This is a genomic window from Streptomyces sp. NPDC057543 (genome assembly GCF_042801895.1).
GTDB lineage: Bacteria > Actinomycetota > Actinomycetes > Streptomycetales > Streptomycetaceae > Streptomyces.
In genome coordinates this window covers 1-16,574 of record NZ_JBHVFF010000090.1, presented here as the reverse complement: position 1 = coordinate 16,574, position 16,574 = coordinate 1, and the positions used below count along the sequence as shown (strand labels likewise).

Sequence of the window (16,574 nt, the reverse complement as noted above, 5' to 3'; positions counted from 1 at the left end):
GCATGTTCCGTTCGGGAGTGGTGACCGGACACGGTTGTCCGCCACGGACATAGCGAGGGGGCCCGGGGCCGGGCCGCGGCGGCGCGCGGAGGGGTCCGGAGACCTCCGCGCGCGGGCGGAGACATCCGGCCGGACCGCGTCCGACGGGGTGGTTCGGGGCACTAGATTGATGACTTCGGGCGCGTGCGCCCGGAGTTACCGGTCGGCGCTGGTCAGGGGACGAGGGACAGCAGATGGACACCGAGGGCACGTACGGCTCGCGCGACACCCGCTCCGGTCGTCCGGTGCCGCGCCCGGCGGGCCCGCCACCGCCCGAACTGCCGCCCAGGCCGGGATACGCCCCAGCGTCCGGCCCTTCGCTGGGGGACTGGCTCCGTACCCCGCGCGCGGCGGCCGAGCCCGGCCTCTGGCGATTCGGCCACACCCCCCGGCCCGACGCCGACCCCGACCGGGTGCCCGACCGGGCGCTGATCGGCGGTGCGGTCGTGGCGCTGCTCGCCGCCCTGCTGGTGTGGTCGCTGTGGCGCAACGGATATGTGCCGCACAGCCGGATCCTCCTCGAAGTCGTCACACCGTCCGACTGGTGGGGGCTCGAACGCCCCGCGGCGGCCCTGACCGCCCTCGCCGTCTACAACAGCCTGGTCGCCGTCCTGGTGATCTGGGGCTTCGGACGGCTGGGCAACTGGCACGAGGTGTTCCGCCGGTACGCCGCCGACCACCCCCAGCCGGGCCGGGCGCTGCGCACCGCGCTGGTCGGGGCCGTCCTGGTCTGGTGCTTCGTGAACTCCGACGACCTGCTGCCCTTCGACGACCTGGCACTGGGCCTGACGCCGTACTCGTGGCTCTACGGCGGCACGGCCGTGGAGACCCTGGATCGCGTGGAGACCTTCAAGACCGTGTACCACTTGGTGGGCGCCGTCGCGATCATCCTGCCGATCGCCCGGGCCGGCGGCTGGTTCACCCTCGTACGGGAGCTGCGCGGCCGTGCGAAGAGCGGGCCGGAACCGGAGAGGGCACCCGAGGAGAGCCCTGCCGACTGGCCGCAGCTGCGCGCCGCGGGTCGGCACGCGGCCGCCGACCGGCTGGTGGCGGACGAGCGGGCCGGGCGGATGAACGACGTCGACTGCGTACGGATCCGGCGTGCCTGGGTATCCGTGGAGGCCGACCCCTCGCGCGTCGGCCCGTTCACCGACGCCGTGCTCGGCCAGGGCGCACGGGCCTGTCCGCACCCTTCGGGCGACCGGGACCTGCCGACCCGCACCGCCACCCACGACCTGCTCACCTCGCAGGTGCGGCTCGGCCGGTACACGGACTTCGACCGCAACCCGGCGGCCCGGCGGGGCGCGGGGGCCGCCGTCGACCCGGCGTCCCTGGGCTCCTCGCTGCTGGCCGTCGGGCCCTTCGGGTCGGGCAAGACCCGGCACCTGGTGCGCCCCGTCGTGGAGTCGCTCGCCCTGCAGGCACTCGCCGGGAAGGCCGTTGTCGTGGCCGTCTGCGCGGCAGGTACCCCGCTGGGGCCCGACGAGGGCTACGACGTGGTGATCAGGCCGGGCGACCCGTCCTGCGCCCACGACCTCGACCTGTACAGCGGAACCGACGACGCCGACGAGGCCGCCGCCCTGCTCGCCGAGGCGGTCGCCGGCGACCTGCCCGACATCGACGCGCGGCGGGCCACGACCGCACTCGCCCAACTGCTCGGCCCGTACCGGGCGGTCCACGACCGCTTCCCGTCCGTCCCGGTGCTGCGCGAGCTGCTCGACGGCTCTCCCGGTGCCCTGGCCGAGCTCCGGGCCCTGCTCGACACGGGCGCGCACCGCTCCTATGTCCGTGAACTCGACACCAGGGCACGGCAGGCGGGCACCCCCGGCGACCCGGGACTCCTTCTCGCCGACCGGCTCGCCGCCCTGGACCGGCCCGCTTTCGCGGGGTTCTTCGACACCACCGGTACGACCCGGCCCTTCTCGGTACGCACCCTCGAACACCCGCTGCGGGTCCGCATCGACCTGCCGGAACGCGCCCACCCCGAGGCCGCGCGCCTGATCGCCCGGCTGGTGCTCGCCCAGTTCACCTCCGGGGCGGCCGCCCGTACGGACCGCTCGCTGTTCGCCTTCCTCGCCCTGGACGACGCCACGCACGTCGTCACCGCCGAGTCCGTACGGGCCGTGCAGCGGCTGCGGAACTGCAACGCCGGTGTCCTGCTCACCCTGCGCGGGCTGGACGACGTACCGGAGAGCCTGCACACGGCGCTGCTCGGCTCGGTCGGCTGCCACATGACGTTCTCCGGCGTCACGACCTGGGACGGGCGGCTCTTCGCACAGGCGTGGGGCACGGAATGGGTGGAGACCACCGAGGTCGCCAAGCACACGGTCTTCGCCGACCAGCCGCTCACCCGGGCCGTGCACGCCCTGCGCAAACTGGTCACCGGAAAGGCGGTCACCACGGACGCGGTGACCGTGCGCCAGGTGGAGCGCGAGCGGTGGTCGGCCTCCGAACTGGCCCACCGGGTGCCTGCCGGGCACGCGGTGCTCTCCCTGACCACCGTCAAGGGCGAGCACGCACCGCCGCTCCTGGTGGACCTGAACAGCTGAGCGGTACGGGGGGGCGAGCGGCGCGGGAGCGGTTACGGCAAACCCTGCCGCCCTGGCAGAATCGAGGGGAGCCGTTCATACGGGACGGCAAAAATCGATGCTGATCGATTCCCTCATCGACTCCCTGAGGTACCGCGGTCGCCATGCCCCCCACTCTCGCCTCGCTCATCCAGAATTCGGCGCTCAAACTCACGGTGCGTGCGGGGGCGGACCGGCTCGACGCGCCCGTGCGCTGGGCACACGCCAGTGAGCTGACCGACCCCGTGCCGTACATGGAAGGCGGTGAGTTCCTGCTCGTCACCGCCACCAACCTCGACGCCGAGAACCCCGAGGCGATGCGGCGGTACGTGCGACGGCTGGCCGGGGCCGGAGTCGTCGGTCTGGGCTTCGCCGTCGGCGTCAACTACGACGACGTACCGCAGGCCCTGATCGACGCCGCGGAGGAGACGGGTCTGCCGCTCCTCGAAGTGCCGCGCCGCACCCCGTTCCTCGCCATCGCCAAGGCGGTGTCGTCGGCGATAGCCGCCGATCAGTACCGGGCCGTGACGGCGGGGTTCGAGGCCCAGCGGGAGCTGACAAAGGCCGCGCTCGCGGGCGACGGCCCCGGCGAGCTCCTGGGCCGGCTCGCGGCCCATGTCGACGGCTGGGCCGCGCTGTACGACGCCTCCGGCGCGGTGGTCGCCGCCGCCCCCGAGTGGGCCGCCCGCCGGGCCGCCCGGCTCACCCCCGATGTGGAACGGCTGCGGGACCGCCCCGCCCCGGCCAGCGTGGTCGTCGGCGGCACCGACGACCGGGTGGAGCTCCAGTCCCTCGGCACCGGCCGCCGGGTCCGGGGCGCCCTGGCCGTCGGCACGGGGGCGGCACTCGGCACCGCCGAGCGGTACGCCGTGCACTCCGCGGTCGCCCTGCTGACCCTGACCACCGCCCGCTCCCGGTCCCTCCAGAGCGCCGAACAGCGGCTGGGCGCGGCGGTGCTGCGCATGCTGCTGGCCGGCCAGCCGGACCACGCGCGGGCCGTCGCCGGGGATCTGTACGGGGGGCTGCTCGACGCCCCGTTCAGGCTGCTCATCGCGGAAGCGTCCGGGCCCGCGACACCGGCGGCGCTGGGCGAGGCGATGGACGCGGCGGCCTTCCGGACCGGCGAGGCGCTGCTGGCCGTGCCCGAGGGCGAACGGCTCGTCGTGCTGGCCGCGGACGGCGGAGCCGCGGTCGCCGCCTGCACGGCGTTCGCGGAGGCGCAGGAGGCCCAGGAGGCTCATGCGGCACGGCCGTCGCGCGAACCGGCGCCGGAGGAGGGCCAGGGCAAGGTGGTCGTTGGCCTCTCCGCGCCGGCGGGCCCCATTGCCGTCTCCGCCGCGTACAAGCAGGCGGAACAGGCCCTGTCGGTGGCCCGCCGCCGGGGCAGGGCGCTGGTCGAGCACGAGGAGCTGGCGACCGGCTCGGTGCTGCCGCTCCTCGCGGACGACGCCGTACGGGCCTTCGCCGACGGAATGCTCCGCGCCCTGCACGAGCACGACGCCAAGGGCCGCGGTGACCTGGTCGCCTCCCTGCGGGCCTGGCTCGCCCACCACGGCCAGTGGGACGCGGCCGCGGCCGACCTGGGCGTGCACCGCCACACCCTGCGCTACCGGATGCGCCGGGTCGAGGAGATCCTGGGCCGCTCCCTGGACGATCCGGACGTCCGGATGGAGCTGTGGCTGGCACTGAAGGCCACGAGCTCCCCGTTGGTGCCTCAGACGCAGGTGCCGCAGATGTAGCCCTCGCGCCGACGGATGGGCCCGGTGTCCCCGTGGACGTACGCGCATCCGACAAACCGGCGCACCCCCGCCGCGCACTGCTCCATGCCGGACAAACGCCAGGGCGGCCGCACGGCCCTACGGTGGGGGCAACACACCCCACGTCTCCGAAGGGCCGGAACCTCCATGACTTCCACCCACGCCTTCTGGCTCGCCGGCCGCCAGGCCACCGGCGAGGACAGCTTCGACGTCACCAACCCCTGGGACGGCCGTCTCGTCGGCACCGTCAGCGTGCCGACCGACGCCCAGATCGAGGAGGCCGTCGCGGCCGCGCACGCCGTGCGCGAGGAGTTCGCCGCGACCCCGGCGCACGTCCGGGCCGCCGCACTCGACCACGTCGTACGGCGCCTGGTGGAGCGCACCGAGGAGATTGCCCAGCTGATCTCCGCCGAGAACGGCAAGCCGATCAAGTGGGCCCGCGGTGAGGTCGGCCGCGCCGTCTCCGTGTTCCGGTTCGCCTCCGAGGAGGCCCGCCGCTTCAACGGCGGTGACGCGCAGCGCCTCGACACCGACGCCGGTGGCACCGGCCGCCTCGGCCTGACCCGGCGCTTCCCGCGCGGCACGGTCCTCGGCATCGCACCGTTCAACTTCCCGCTGAACCTGAGCGCCCACAAGGTCGCCCCGGCCATCGCCGTCGGTGCCCCGATCATCCTGAAGCCCGCCCCGGCCACTCCGATCTCCTCGCTGATCCTGGGCGAGCTGCTGGCCGAGACCGACCTGCCGGCCGGTTCGTGGTCCGTGCTGACGGTCCCCAACGACCGGATGCCCGCCCTGGTCCAGGACGAGCGCCTGCCGGTGATCTCCTTCACCGGTTCCGGCCCCGTCGGCTACTCGATCATGGAGTCGGTGCCGCGCAAGCACTGCACCCTGGAGCTCGGCGGCAACGGCGCCGCGGTCGTGCTCGGCGACTACGCCTCCGACGAGGACCTGGACTGGGCCGCGACCCGTATCGCCACCTTCTCCAACTACCAGGGCGGCCAGTCCTGCATCTCGGTGCAGCGCGTCATCGCGGACGCCCAGGTCTACGACCGGCTCCTCCCGAAGATCGTCGCGGCCGTCGAGGCCCAGGTCACCGGTGACCCGTCCGACGCCGCCACCGACGTCGGCCCGCTGGTCAGTGAGGACGCCGCCAAGCGCGTCGAGTCCTGGGTGGACGAGGCCGTGCAGGCCGGCGCCCAGCTGCTCACCGGCGGCAAGCGGGACGGTGCCACGTACGCCCCGACCGTGCTCGCCGAGCTCCCGGACAACGTCACCCTCTCCTGCGAGGAGGTCTTCGGACCGGTGCTGTCCGTGCAGAGGGTGGACGGCGAGGCCGAGGCGTTCGCAGCGGTCAACTCCTCCAAGTACGGCCTGCAGGCAGGCGTGTTCACGCACGACCTGCAGACCGCCTTCCGCGCCCACCGCGCCCTCGAGGTCGGCGGCGTGATCATCGGCGACGTCCCCTCCTACCGCGCGGACCAGATGCCGTACGGCGGCGCCAAGCAGTCCGGCGTCGGCCGCGAGGGCGTCCGTTACGCCATGGACGACTACACCTACGAGCGCGTGCTGGTCCTGACCGGCCTCGCCCTGTAGTCCACGAACAGGATCGAACCGATCCACCTACGTCGCCTGTGATCCGCCTGGACAGCACGACAGCAGGCGGCAGAGAGACGGCCGGAGCCCACTGTGCGGGGGCTCCGGCCGTTTCTGCGTATCTGCACCCTGACCTGTGGCGATGGTCGGATCTTGGCTGGTTCAGATGGGGTAATGGGAGCACCGTGGGAGCACGAGCCGCTAATCTCCGCACATGGCGAACCTTGTTGCGCGTAGGAACAGGGCGAACCTTGTTGCGCGTAGGAACAGGGCTGGGGAGGTCTCCAGCTACCAGGTGAGGTGGCGCGAAGGCGGTGTGAGGACCGGTGAGCAGCAGACCGAGCGCTTCGATGACGAGGACTCGGCCAAGGTCTTCAGGGACGCCGTTGACGAGGCCGGGCAGCACTGGCCTCCCGGCTGGGTGAAGGGCAAGGGCTACATCGCCCCGACGGCTGCCGACGAGCTGCGATACCGCTTCGACCGCTGGGCCGTTGAGTCCGTCGAGAACCGCACCGCGAGCAAGCGCTACAAGCAACAGCGCATCCGTGCGCTGGAGATGTACATGTTCCCGACCTTCGGCAACTGCGACATCCGCTCCGCCGAGCACTTCAGCAAGGCCACGATCGGTGCGTGGGTCAACAAGATGCTGAAGACGAAGGTCAAGCGCGGGTCGAAGGTCAAGGACATGTCGCCCCCGCCGCGACGTTCCTGGTCGGCATCGCGATTGCCGTACTGAACTCCGTGGCCGCGGACTCCAGCCTCCTCGGCCCGCTCCCGTCCTGGCTTCAGGCGCCGCTCCTGGCGCTCGTACCGGCCGGGCTCACGGGGCTGGCCGGGTACCAGGCGAGGCACACCCCGCGTGACGACGCCCCGGGCGCCGGGGGGTGAGTATGGAAGCGACCGGCATCCCGGCCGTGGACACGGTGCTGGTGTGGGGCGGGGCGCTGTCCGTCCTCACCGCTGTGGTGACCGTCCTGTGGCGCATCTCGCGCGGTGCGCTCCACCTGGGCGGCCGCGTCGCGGAGTTCATGGACGACTGGTCCGGCGAGGAGGAGCGCCCCGGGGTGCCGGGCCGGCCTGGGGTCATGGAGCGCGTGAGCGGGATCGAGGCGCGACTGAGCCGAGTTGAACACGAGCTGTACCCCAACAGCGGCGGCAGTCTCCGGGATGCAGTCGACTTGGCGAATCATCGGCTGGCCCGGCTGTGTCCGGACGAGAGCGAGTCGCCCCCGCCACCGAACACGCCGCCTCCGGCCGCAACCTCTTGACGCACCGCCCGCCCCACGGCTCGGGGGGCGGGCGGCTGCCCATCAGGCCGCCCGCGCCGAGGTCAGGTGACAGCTATCGCGCTCCGGTGTGTGTCGGCGATGACCTGTTGTTCGCTCGTCGCCGGCCAGCACACTGCGGGCTTGGGCGGCGACCCAGCTCTCGGTGGCGGGGGCCAGGCCCTGCTCGCGCAGCTTCCTGGTCCGGTGCTGTGTATGTGTGGGGCGAGCATGCGCTGCAGATGGGTGGTGGCGACCTGCCGGTTGCTGGTAGAGCGCGGCGGCGATCTGGTAGGTCAGGGCACCAGGCTCGGCGTGCTGTCCATGGCGAGGGGGCGTCGGGCCGGCCCGCCTGCACCGCGGCGGCGTTGACGGCGACCAGGGCCTGCATCGTCCGGGTCGTGATCGTCACCGCGCGTGGCGCGGTCATGTCGTCCCAGCCCTCAGTCCTTCGTGACGGCGATGCAGTCGACCTCGATGTCGAAGGGGCCCGTCCACTCCGGCACGCAGAAGAAGATGCGGGCAGGCGGGTTGTTCGGAAAAAAGCGCTTGTAGACCTCGTTGAAAGCATTGAAGTGGTCGGCCGAGATGCACATTGCGTTGCATTTCAGCACATGGTCGAGGTCCGAGCCGGCGGCCTCGAGCGCCTTCTTAATCTGGGTGAGGATGAGCTCGACCTGGCGTTCGAACGGCGCGTTCGGGACGAGTTCCCCGGTGTCGGGGTCGAAAGGCGGCATGCCCGAGATGAACACCATGTTGCCGGCCCGGGTACAGGTCGACACCGGCGCGCCCCACTTCTCGAAATTGCTGTCGATGGGTTCGACCCGGATGATTTCCCGTTCCATGCGTTCGCTCCTTGTCTGTATGGCGTCAGTCAAGCCTGGATTTTTCGCGAAAGTCCGCCGATGAGTGCGTGCGAAATGCGAAAGTGTCTGTCCTGCAAGACACAATGGGATTTCTGAAGGGTTCCACACGCCAGGCTGGGTACGAATCTCTGCTGACGGCCTGGGTGTCCTGTCGCATGCCGGAATGGGCATGGTGCGCGAACTCGCCGACCTGACCACACTTTCGGTGCAGGTCGCAGCCGTGCTCGCGGACACGTACAAGGGTCCGCGGGCGTACGAGCCGGGCGGTGTTCGCCGATCTGGTCGCCGCGGCCGCGCGGGCACTGGCGTGGGCGGCCGGTGCCGCACCCGCCGCGGGTGGGTGGCTGCACATTGATGTCGATGACACGATCACCATCGACCACTCCAACAGAACGCGGCAGCGACCTGGAAGAAAACCTACGGCCACCACCCATTACCGGTGTTCCTGGACCGCCCCGACATCGCCGACAGCGAAGCGCTCGCCAGGCTGCTCGGCGTGGGGAACGCGGGCTCCAATACCGCGAATTACCACATTACCGTGCTCGGGTGGGCCTTGCACGCGCACGTCGAAGGCTCGGCAAGCGATATCGCACGCCGCGGTGCGGATGCACTCTGGCGGAACCTGATCGACAATCGTCGTGGGACGGCGGTGCGACAGCCCGCCTGACACGTGTGCGCCACGGCAGCTCTCGGCGACGGACCCACTCTTCAGCGTGGCGTCGACGATCACCGCCACGTGGCGAAAATGCCCATATCACGGTAATTTGCACCATGTGGTCGACATTTTGGACCTGTGCGCCCGTGATCGCTCGGGAACTCGTCCAACCTGGCCCACGAAGGGTGCGCCATGACGACTATCGAGCTCTACCCCGATGACGTTCACAACCAGCGGACGATCCGCCAGGGGCACCCACCTGACTGGGTCAACCGCGAAGGTGGTGACTACGACCTGGTGGTGCTCGGCGGCGGACCGGGCGGCCTCACCGCCGCCATAACTGCTGCCGCAGGCGGGCACCGCGTCGCTATGACCGAGCAGCGACTGACCGGGGGCACCTGTGTCAACTTCGGCTGCACGCCGAGCAAAGCGCTGATTCGCTGCGCACGCGCGGTGCACGATGCGAGCCGCGGGGCCGAGTTCGGCTTTCGGCTCGACGCCCCACCCCAAACTGATTTCGGCTCGGTCATGGATCGGGTCCGCAAGATGCGTTCCCTCAGCAGCGCAGGCGATGCGGTCGAGGTGGCCGAGCAAGCGGGGGCGGAGGTCTACCTCGGGCACACGCGCTTCACCGCGCCGAATGCCATGGAGGTCGAGGGCAGGCTACTGCGATTTCGGACGGCCGTGATCGCCACCGGATCGAACCCCGTGGTGCCCCCCATCGAGGGACTGCGGACAGGCGAGTACCTGACCAACGAGACCGTCTTCTCACTGACCGAGCTGCCAGCCAGGCTGGTCGTCATCGGCAGCGGTCCGATGGGATGCGAGCTGGCCCAGGCCTTCCGGCGTCTCGGCAGCGAGGTGGACCTGGTCAGCCACTCCAGGACCCTGCTGCCCAATGATGAGCAGGAGGTCAGTGAGCTGATCCGTCGCCGGTTCGAGCAGGAGGGGCTAAGGCTCCATCTGGGGCTCAAGGCAGTACGGGCGGGCGCCGGCCGTTTGCTGGCGCAGGGCACCGGCGAGACGCGCGAGTTGCCCTATGACGCGCTGCTGTTCGGCACCGGCCGCAAGGCGCACGTGGAGCACCTGGGCCTGGGCGCGGCAGGGGTGCACGCCGACGGGGATGGCGTGGAGGTAGATGAATACCTGTGCACCAGCAACCCCGACATCTATGCCATTGGCGATGCAACCTTCCCGCAGAAGTTCACGCACGCGGCCAATGCGACAGCGCGGCTCTGTATCGCGAACGCGCTGGACGGAGCGCATCGCCCGGCACGAGAGCTCGTCATTCCCCACTGCACCTACACCGATCCCGAGGTGGCCGAGGTGGGCCTAACTCCGCGCCGAGCCCGCAACGAAGGTGTCGCCATCGACGCTTACCGGCTCGACCTGGACAAGGTGGCGCGGGCGTTCATCGACGGCGAGGAGGAGGGATTCGGGGCGATATACACGCGCAGCGGCAGCAGCGAGATCGCAGGAGCGACGCTTGTGGCGGCGCACGCCGGTGAGATGATCACCGAGCTTACGCTGGCAATCATGAACCAGGTGCCGCTGGAGGTGCTGGCCGAAACGGTTCACTGCTACCCGACGCAGGCCCAGGTCTTCCAGGAGATCGCACTGCGGTACGCCAGAGCCCAGATGTAGCTGTTCAGCTTGGGTGACGGCCTCTTGGACGACGAACGTTCAAGATCGCTAGGCTGCTTGATGTTGAGTCCGAGAGTGAGCCGACGCGCGAGGGGCTGCGAGGCGGAGTCTGTCCTGGTAGCGGGCTTGGTGGACACGACGGGTTTCCTGTTTGAGGTGCCAGGCGTAGTAGGGGTCGAAGTCGCCGTTGCTGGTCAGGGCTCGCAGTTTCAGGACGGCTTCGGCTCCGGCGAGTGACCAGCGGGCGCCGGTCCGCCGACCCGGGCACGGCCGATGTCCGTGCCCGCCTCTACGGTGATTGTGTCCTTTTCCGTATGGCTGCTGGCTGCTTGCTGTCGACTGGACCTGACGCCCCCGCTCAAACCCCTGAGCGGGGACGTCGCACGTTATGCCGTCTGGTCGACGTCGCCCCGTACGAGTTCGGCCCACGAGGTGAGGAGATGCTGGTACTCCTCTGCGCGGTGCGGGGTGGCGGGCTGGTCCATAAGGTCGCGGATTCGGGCATTGACTTCGACGAGGGCAGGGGTCACCTGGCCGTCAGGCCGGGGAGGGGTTGGCATATCTGAACCGTACGGGCCGGCACGGACAGCTGGTCAGTGGCGGGCCTTGACGTATCCGTTGGTCAGATCAAGCCTCGACGCATCGCGAACGCGACGGCGTGGCTCCGATTGCGCAGCTGATAGCGGTTCATCACCGTGGTCAGTACGTTCTTGATCGTGCGTTCGGAATAGGAGAGCTTCGATGCGATGGCTTCGGTGTTGTGTCCTTCGGCGACGAGGCGGAGCACGTCGATCTCACGGGCGGACAGACCGCTGAAGTGCCGTCCCTCCTGCAGTGTCCCGGTCCATCCGGCGAGGGCGAGGTTGTGCAGGTGTGCGATGCCGAGCAGGGCGTGGTTGAATCCGTCTCCTTCGAGGCGGCGGTCGCGGAGGATCGTCCAGGTTTTCATGCGGGCGAAGACGTGCTCGCCCCGGTCCGCCGCGGCGCCACGACCGCGTGTCGCCCTATAGTCACCCGGGGAACGTGAACGCTCGGGGGGGGCCTGGAACAGATGTCACGTACAAGATCAATGATCGCGGTCGTTCTGCTGAGCGCTGTCGGCGTGCTGTTGCTCGGTGCCTGCGGGACGTTGCGGGCCGGGTCCGGCGGTGCGGGAGCCGGAGTCAGGGGAGCGCCGGCCGTGTCGGAGTCGCCACGCTGGCAGACGTACGCGCCGGTCAGGGTGACCGCCGCCCGGCTTGCCGCCGACCACCGCACACTCAGCGTCGATGCCGAGGTGCCCGGTGACGGGAAGACGTGCGCGCGCGACGTGAAGGCGGTCGTCATCGACACCTCGGACCGCACAGTGTGGGTGCAGGTCACGTTCTCCGCTCTGACGGGCGGCCCCCCGCGCGACGATTGCCGCAAGACGGCGACGGCCACAGCGCGGGTACGGCTGCCGTCCCCGCTCGGCCACCGCGAACTCGCCATGGATACCCACACGGCCTTCACCGCCGACGGCGCCGACCTGCCCGACCTGCGCCTGTGCGGCGAACTCGGCTGCCACCCCGCGCCCACCGGTTGCACTGCGGCCTCCTACGAGCAGGCGGTGATGGCCCTCGACGTGCCGAAGCACACCTCGCGTGGCGAGGAGCACTGCGACGGGAAGTGGCTGGTGTTCAGCGTCTCCTCGCGCATGGGCCCCGTCTGCGCCAAGGGCGAGGGTCCCGGCTGCGGGGCGAGCATCGGGGCCCGCTGGTTCTTCCGGGCGCAGACGTCGGGCTGGAAACCGATCGCCCGCAGCACGAAGGGCGGCTGCGCCGACGTGCACCGCCTCGAGCCCGAGTTCCCGACCGCCCTGTGTGCCGGTCTGCCACCGCTCAAGCAGCCGAACTAAGCTTGAGATAAAACCTGTGGGCTCGCCCAAGGTGGCGTTCGAGTCCCCCACATGGGAAAACGCCGGACAGGGCGACGGCTACGTCGTCATCCTCGGGTTGTGACACCAACGAAGTGCGACGTAACCGTCGCCCCCAGTGTGCCCGATCGGGACGGCCTGGATGCGGCCCTGCGTGAACTCAATGAGTTCCGTGTCGACTTGCATTGGGGGTCGCGGGCTGTTCGGGGTACGGCTGCTACAGGTCGAACTCGAGGTGCTCGATGTCCGTGAAGCGGACTTCCTCCAGGGATCCGGCGCGGCGGCCGCCGTCCTGGAAGTACACCTCCTTGAGCGCTTCGGCTGCGATCTCCCGCAGTTGCTGGTCGGCGTCGCCCCGTACGAGTTCGGCCCACGAGGTGAGGAGATGCTGGTACTCCTCTGCGCGGTGCGGGGTGGCGGGCTGGTCCATGAGGTCGCGGATCCGGGCGTTGACGTCGTCGAGGGCAGGGGTCACCTGGCCGTCAGGCCGGGGAGGGGTTGGCATATCTGAACCGTGCGGGCCGGCACGGACAGCTGGTCAGTGGCGGGCCTTGACGTATCCGTTGGTCAGATCAAGCCTCGACGCATCGCGAACGCGACGGCGTGGGTCCGATTGCGCAGCTGATAGCGGTTCATCACCGTGGTCAGTACGTTCTTGATCGATACGTAGGGCCCAGAACCCTTCAACGCACTTGGGTCGCACGGGGCAGGTGCCGCACTGGCCGACGTGGTGCCTGCCGAGGTCGCGGTGGATGACGTCGATCTCGACGCCGTCGACACGGAACACGCGGCGTCCTTGCCCCACGCCGGCTATCTCGGTGTGTTCGTCGCTGGTGAGGTTGCGGAGGTAGCGGATCGCGCCCTCGGCTGATACCGCTGCTGAGGAACCGGACTCGTTGTAGTCGGTATCGACGAGTTCGATGAGTTGGACAGGCAGGCGTCGTTCCAGGGCGTAGTCGAGGATGGCCTCGATTTCGTGTTCGTTCTGGCGCTGCAGAAGCGTGTTCAACTCGACATGGGGGACCACTTCCCGGGCGGCCTCGATGCCGTCGAGGATCGCTCCGATGCCCTGCGGGACGCGGGCGATCTCCATCAGCGACTCGTCGGAAAAGTAGTGCAGACTCACTTTGATCTTGTCGAGCGGCGTCTGCGCGAGCCACTCCTGATTCCGGCGGACCAAAAGGCCGTTGGTGATGAGCGTGTACGTGGAGTCCGGCGTGCTCGGGGGGAGTTGCGTCAGGACCGGACGCGCCCAGCGGGACACGAGCGGCTCCCCGCCGGTGAAGTACACCCGCTTGAGCCCTGCCTCCATGAGGCTAGTGATGGTGCGCAGGAACGCGTCAGAGTCGAACTGCCGCTCGCGCGGCTTGTGGCTGCGGTCTCGGTGCGTTTCGGGCGGCGGCACATCGCCCTCGTTGTGGCAGAACCAGCACAGCGCGTTGCACTGCGGGGTGAAGGACACACGGAGCTGCCCGCGGAGCGCCGCGAAATTGTGTAGGGCGGTGACGTCATACGCCCCACCAGAGGGAAGTGCGTGCGTCGGGTCAGCGCCCGAGATGAGAGGTAACTGCTGCATCGATCCTCCAGGTCAGCGGGCATGGGAGCCCCAGGTGAGGGTGGAGAGGGTCAGGGTGTGCAGAGCAGTGCGGTCGGGACCGGCCATGCCGGTCCACATAGGGCCGAACGCCTTGTCCTTCTTGTCCGGCCAGGGGTGGGCGGGCGCGATCTGCGCGGCCCAGGTACGCACGGCGAGGTCGTCGTGCGGGTAGACGCTGAAGTCGCCGGTGACGTCGGCTGCGGCTGCCGCAGCAGTCCACGGGCCGATGCGGGGCACGCTCGTCAGGGCGGCTGCCAGTTCGTGGGCGTCCATACAGAGCCAGTCGACGGCGTGCAGCTCGTAGTGTTCGGCGGCGGCCAGCAACACGATGCGGTGGAACTTCGCTCCGACGGCTGCGAACTGTTCATCGTCCAGCGCCAGCACCTGCATGGGCGTGGGAGCGACGGCAAGCTCACCGAAGGGGCTGTCGACAGTGGTTCCGTACTCCTTGCACCAGGCCCGGTAGAGCTTGCGTGCCTGCCCGGCTCGCACGACCTGACGCAGGATCGCCGTGGTGATCGCGTCCCACAGCCACGGGTTGACCAGACGCTGCGTCGGGCCGAGGCCGCGCAGCCCGGTCTTCAGGGTGGCGGGGACCGTGTCGGGCAGGCAGGCGGGGTCGGTGGTGGTGACGTGCGGTTTGACGTCCTCGGTGCCGGCCACACACTGCATGTGCAGGCCGTCGCGGTCCCATGACAGGGTCCAGATGCCCGTGGCCATGCAAACGGCCCGCGCAAGGCGGCCGCTCTCGGTCTCGATCCAGGCCGGGTGGTCGGTCGTCAGGACGCCTGTCATGGGGATGCTCCTCAGGGTGGTGCGGGCTTGTCGCCTCGTAGACTCTTGCGGCTCGGAGCCGCGGACCTACTTTCCTGGCGGTACGCCTGGCGTCGACTCGGCCATGGCGTTTCCCATCAGTGGTGTGCTGAGGCTCAGTGGCCGCAGGTCAAGGCTGACGCCGCGTCCGCCGAAGAAGCGCTCGAAGTCTCCGAGAGGGAGAACGGCTTTCCGGGTGCGTTGGGTGTGACCGGAGGGGTTGTTGAAGTGGACATCGCCTGCCTCAGTGACGCCGACGACGAGGACGAGGTGCCCGCCGCGTCGCTCTGGCTCCACCTCGGGTGTCCGGATGCCTTTCGACACACTGACCATGACCATGCGGCCGGTGTCGCAGACTGTCCGCAGGTCGTCCAGGGACAGCTGCCGGTGCACTACGGCACTCATCCCGTGCACCTGTGCGGCGTACTCGGCGAATGGCCGGTAGATCAGCCCGCGGATCTCCTCCCCTTCCACCTGGTACGCACCCGCTCCCACGGCACCGTCCCGCAAGCTCCACAGCGCCGGAGCCGTCCCGTCGCGGTGCACAAGGGCCATCTGGAGGCACACCATGCCGCACAGGTGGCGGGACCAATGTCCGTACTCCTGTTGGGTGGGTGCGCCGGTCTTCGCCCAGGCCGGGTCGTCGGCCGGGTTGTGGCCGCGGTAGGCGATGGCCTCGATCAAGTTCGGGCTGGCGTACTGAGCGAACGCGGGAACCGGGCGGTGCACGACTCCCGGGCTGTGGGACGAGTCAGCGCAGCACGGGAACGGCAGGCCGTGCGTCATAGGGGTCTGTCCTTACCATCGAGGAGTTCAACAGGCTCTGATAGATATGCCAGTCCACGTTGCCGCCGGACACCACCACGCCGAGCGACCCGTGCGGGAGGCGTTCCAGCGCCTGGATGAGTCCGGCGTCAGCCGGAGCGGCGGGGCGCCCACTCTGCGGCGGTGATGATGAACGCGATGGCAGTCAGGAAGACTGCCGCTTGACGTGCGCGACGGGACATTGGCCCCTCCAGGATCGTTCAGGCAATTAAGTCGAGCGTCGTGAGGTCGTCCAGGTCGACGACCGTGAAGTCCTGCAAGCAGCGGACGAGCTGTGAGGCCAGGAACCACCGCAGCTCTGACGTTCGGTAGGGCATGGGTGTGTCGGTCCCGGGCAGTTCCTTGACCCCCTGGGCCGTCCACTGGTAGGGCGTGCCGATGACCCCGTAGAGGGGGGCGCTGCGCACCATCAGGGCGGTGTAGCCCTCCTGGAGACGTGGACACTGCTCAACTGCGACGCGAAGGTGCGCCAGGCAGACCGGGGGCTGCGCGGTGCGGAGGATGTCCCCAGGCTGCGGACGGCCTTTGGTAGCGGGCTCCAGGAACGGGTGTCCCTGAGGTGTTCTGGTAGGGCCTGCGCAGATTTGGCAGTGGAGCCGTGTCATCGTCTCGCGCTGCCTGGCGGGGTGGATCAGCCGCCGCCGCGGCGGCCCGGACGGCATCCCGTCCCGGCCGATCAGCTGCGAGCACCGGCCCCACAGGACACCCCGCGGATCGCGGTCCTCTTGGCTCTCGTCCCAGTAGCCCAGCGCTGACCGGCCGGCACCGTCGAAAGTCGCGCGCAGCGCCAGGACCGATTCGGGTTCCTCGCCTTCGCGCGCTGTGATGTACGGGACGAGGCGGCTCACCCTGCTCATGCGGCTGCTCCTGCCACTGTGGCGGGGCGGTGCGGCGAAATGATCTCGCCGTCGGGCAGCAATTCACCAGTGTCGTCAAAAAGAAACACGCCGTTGCAAAGGCGGGACCAGCCCAAGACGTCGTCTCGTGCCACGGTTCTGGCCGCCTCGCGATCCGACGCGCCCGCGCTGGGGCAGGGAGTCTTGTGCTGGCACATGTGCG

The 16,574-nt window shown here is 69.7% G+C and carries 14 protein-coding genes and 4 pseudogenes; 8 read left to right on the top strand and 10 right to left on the bottom strand.

Annotation, left to right across the window (positions count from 1 at the left end; all coding sequences use genetic code 11):
• The first annotated feature begins 233 nt into the window (after positions 1 to 233).
• The 5 genes from ACFU8Q_RS17305 (at position 234) to ACFU8Q_RS17285 (ending at position 7,224) form a co-directional block, all read left to right on the top strand.
• Positions 234 to 2,588: an ATP/GTP-binding protein gene (locus ACFU8Q_RS17305; RefSeq protein ID WP_384454108.1), complete on the top strand. Its 2,355-nt coding sequence runs from the start codon at positions 234 to 236 to the stop codon at positions 2,586 to 2,588.
• Positions 2,589 to 2,731: 143 nt separating this feature from the next.
• Positions 2,732 to 4,345, top strand: a complete 1,614-nt coding sequence (locus ACFU8Q_RS17300; RefSeq protein ID WP_384454105.1) for a PucR family transcriptional regulator — start codon at positions 2,732 to 2,734, stop codon at positions 4,343 to 4,345.
• Positions 4,346 to 4,510: 165 nt separating this feature from the next.
• A complete protein-coding gene (locus tag ACFU8Q_RS17295; RefSeq protein WP_384454102.1) occupies positions 4,511 to 5,956 on the top strand; it encodes an aldehyde dehydrogenase family protein in 1,446 nt (481 codons plus the stop codon).
• A gap of 316 nt (positions 5,957 to 6,272) precedes the next feature.
• A complete protein-coding gene (locus ACFU8Q_RS17290; RefSeq protein ID WP_384454099.1) occupies positions 6,273 to 6,692 on the top strand; it encodes a hypothetical protein in 420 nt (139 codons plus the stop codon).
• Positions 6,693 to 6,846: 154 nt separating this feature from the next.
• Positions 6,847 to 7,224, top strand: a complete 378-nt coding sequence (locus tag ACFU8Q_RS17285) for a hypothetical protein (protein ID WP_384454144.1) — start codon at positions 6,847 to 6,849, stop codon at positions 7,222 to 7,224.
• A 440-nt stretch (positions 7,225 to 7,664) separates the two neighbouring features.
• Here ACFU8Q_RS17285 and ACFU8Q_RS17280 read toward each other — a convergent pair whose 3' ends face one another.
• Positions 7,665 to 8,066: a RidA family protein gene (locus tag ACFU8Q_RS17280; protein ID WP_020578017.1), complete on the bottom strand. Its 402-nt coding sequence runs from the start codon at positions 8,064 to 8,066 to the stop codon at positions 7,665 to 7,667.
• A gap of 109 nt (positions 8,067 to 8,175) precedes the next feature.
• On the opposite strand from ACFU8Q_RS17280, the pseudogene ACFU8Q_RS17275 reads away from it, so the two are divergent.
• Positions 8,176 to 8,688 (top strand): annotated as a pseudogene (locus ACFU8Q_RS17275) (IS1380 family transposase); the annotation flags it as partial.
• Positions 8,689 to 8,934: 246 nt separating this feature from the next.
• Positions 8,935 to 10,386, top strand: coding sequence for an FAD-dependent oxidoreductase (locus ACFU8Q_RS17270; RefSeq protein WP_384454095.1), 1,452 nt, complete (start codon positions 8,935 to 8,937; stop codon positions 10,384 to 10,386).
• A gap of 48 nt (positions 10,387 to 10,434) precedes the next feature.
• Here ACFU8Q_RS17270 and ACFU8Q_RS17265 read toward each other — a convergent pair.
• The 3 genes and pseudogenes from ACFU8Q_RS17265 to ACFU8Q_RS17255 form a co-directional block, all read right to left on the bottom strand.
• Positions 10,435 to 10,638, bottom strand: a pseudogene (locus ACFU8Q_RS17265) (hypothetical protein); the annotation flags it as partial.
• A gap of 134 nt (positions 10,639 to 10,772) precedes the next feature.
• Positions 10,773 to 10,946, bottom strand: coding sequence for a hypothetical protein (locus ACFU8Q_RS17260; RefSeq protein ID WP_384454092.1), 174 nt, complete (start codon positions 10,944 to 10,946; stop codon positions 10,773 to 10,775).
• A gap of 62 nt (positions 10,947 to 11,008) precedes the next feature.
• Positions 11,009 to 11,359 (bottom strand): annotated as a pseudogene (locus ACFU8Q_RS17255) (LuxR C-terminal-related transcriptional regulator); the annotation flags it as partial.
• A gap of 96 nt (positions 11,360 to 11,455) precedes the next feature.
• Between ACFU8Q_RS17255 and ACFU8Q_RS17250 the strand changes: the two are divergent.
• Positions 11,456 to 12,262, top strand: a complete 807-nt coding sequence (locus ACFU8Q_RS17250) for a hypothetical protein (RefSeq protein ID WP_384454141.1) — start codon at positions 11,456 to 11,458, stop codon at positions 12,260 to 12,262.
• A gap of 235 nt (positions 12,263 to 12,497) precedes the next feature.
• On the opposite strand, the pseudogene ACFU8Q_RS17245 reads toward ACFU8Q_RS17250, so the two are convergent.
• The 6 genes and pseudogenes from ACFU8Q_RS17245 to ACFU8Q_RS17220 form a co-directional block, all read right to left on the bottom strand.
• Positions 12,498 to 12,629 (bottom strand): annotated as a pseudogene (locus ACFU8Q_RS17245) (XRE family transcriptional regulator); the annotation flags it as partial.
• 189 nt (positions 12,630 to 12,818) lie between these two features.
• Positions 12,819 to 13,856, bottom strand: a complete 1,038-nt coding sequence (locus ACFU8Q_RS17240) for a radical SAM protein (protein ID WP_384454089.1) — start codon at positions 13,854 to 13,856, stop codon at positions 12,819 to 12,821.
• A gap of 12 nt (positions 13,857 to 13,868) precedes the next feature.
• Positions 13,869 to 14,672: a hypothetical protein gene (locus ACFU8Q_RS17235; protein ID WP_384454086.1), complete on the bottom strand. Its 804-nt coding sequence runs from the start codon at positions 14,670 to 14,672 to the stop codon at positions 13,869 to 13,871.
• A gap of 66 nt (positions 14,673 to 14,738) precedes the next feature.
• On the bottom strand, positions 14,739 to 15,476 hold the full coding sequence (locus ACFU8Q_RS17230) for a C39 family peptidase (protein ID WP_384454083.1): 738 nt from the start codon (positions 15,474 to 15,476) through the stop codon (positions 14,739 to 14,741).
• A gap of 239 nt (positions 15,477 to 15,715) precedes the next feature.
• A complete protein-coding gene (locus ACFU8Q_RS17225) occupies positions 15,716 to 16,372 on the bottom strand; it encodes a hypothetical protein (protein ID WP_384454080.1) in 657 nt (218 codons plus the stop codon).
• Positions 16,369 to 16,569: a DUF5999 family protein gene (locus tag ACFU8Q_RS17220; protein WP_384454138.1), complete on the bottom strand. Its 201-nt coding sequence runs from the start codon at positions 16,567 to 16,569 to the stop codon at positions 16,369 to 16,371. Before ACFU8Q_RS17220 ends, ACFU8Q_RS17225 begins: the two co-directional genes overlap by 4 nt.
• Positions 16,570 to 16,574: the final 5 nt, after the last annotated feature.

Bases quoted from the DNA above. Each gene is read 5' to 3' on its own strand.
- ACFU8Q_RS17305 (WP_384454108.1), top strand. From the start codon at position 234: ATGGACACCGAGGGCACGTACGGCTCGCGCGACACCCGCTCCGGTCGT.
- ACFU8Q_RS17300 (WP_384454105.1), top strand. From the start codon at position 2,732: ATGCCCCCCACTCTCGCCTCGCTCATCCAGAATTCGGCGCTCAAACTC.
- ACFU8Q_RS17295 (WP_384454102.1), top strand. From the start codon at position 4,511: ATGACTTCCACCCACGCCTTCTGGCTCGCCGGCCGCCAGGCCACCGGC.
- ACFU8Q_RS17285 (WP_384454144.1), top strand. From the start codon at position 6,847: ATGGAAGCGACCGGCATCCCGGCCGTGGACACGGTGCTGGTGTGGGGC.
- ACFU8Q_RS17280 (WP_020578017.1), bottom strand. From the start codon at position 8,066: ATGGAACGGGAAATCATCCGGGTCGAACCCATCGACAGCAATTTCGAG.
- ACFU8Q_RS17270 (WP_384454095.1), top strand. From the start codon at position 8,935: ATGACGACTATCGAGCTCTACCCCGATGACGTTCACAACCAGCGGACG.
- ACFU8Q_RS17260 (WP_384454092.1), bottom strand. From the start codon at position 10,946: ATGCCAACCCCTCCCCGGCCTGACGGCCAGGTGACCCCTGCCCTCGTC.
- ACFU8Q_RS17250 (WP_384454141.1), top strand. From the start codon at position 11,456: ATGATCGCGGTCGTTCTGCTGAGCGCTGTCGGCGTGCTGTTGCTCGGT.
- ACFU8Q_RS17240 (WP_384454089.1), bottom strand. From the start codon at position 13,856: ATGCAGCAGTTACCTCTCATCTCGGGCGCTGACCCGACGCACGCACTT.
- ACFU8Q_RS17235 (WP_384454086.1), bottom strand. From the start codon at position 14,672: ATGACAGGCGTCCTGACGACCGACCACCCGGCCTGGATCGAGACCGAG.
- ACFU8Q_RS17230 (WP_384454083.1), bottom strand. From the start codon at position 15,476: ATGACGCACGGCCTGCCGTTCCCGTGCTGCGCTGACTCGTCCCACAGC.
- ACFU8Q_RS17225 (WP_384454080.1), bottom strand. From the start codon at position 16,372: ATGAGCAGGGTGAGCCGCCTCGTCCCGTACATCACAGCGCGCGAAGGC.
- ACFU8Q_RS17220 (WP_384454138.1), bottom strand. From the start codon at position 16,569: ATGTGCCAGCACAAGACTCCCTGCCCCAGCGCGGGCGCGTCGGATCGC.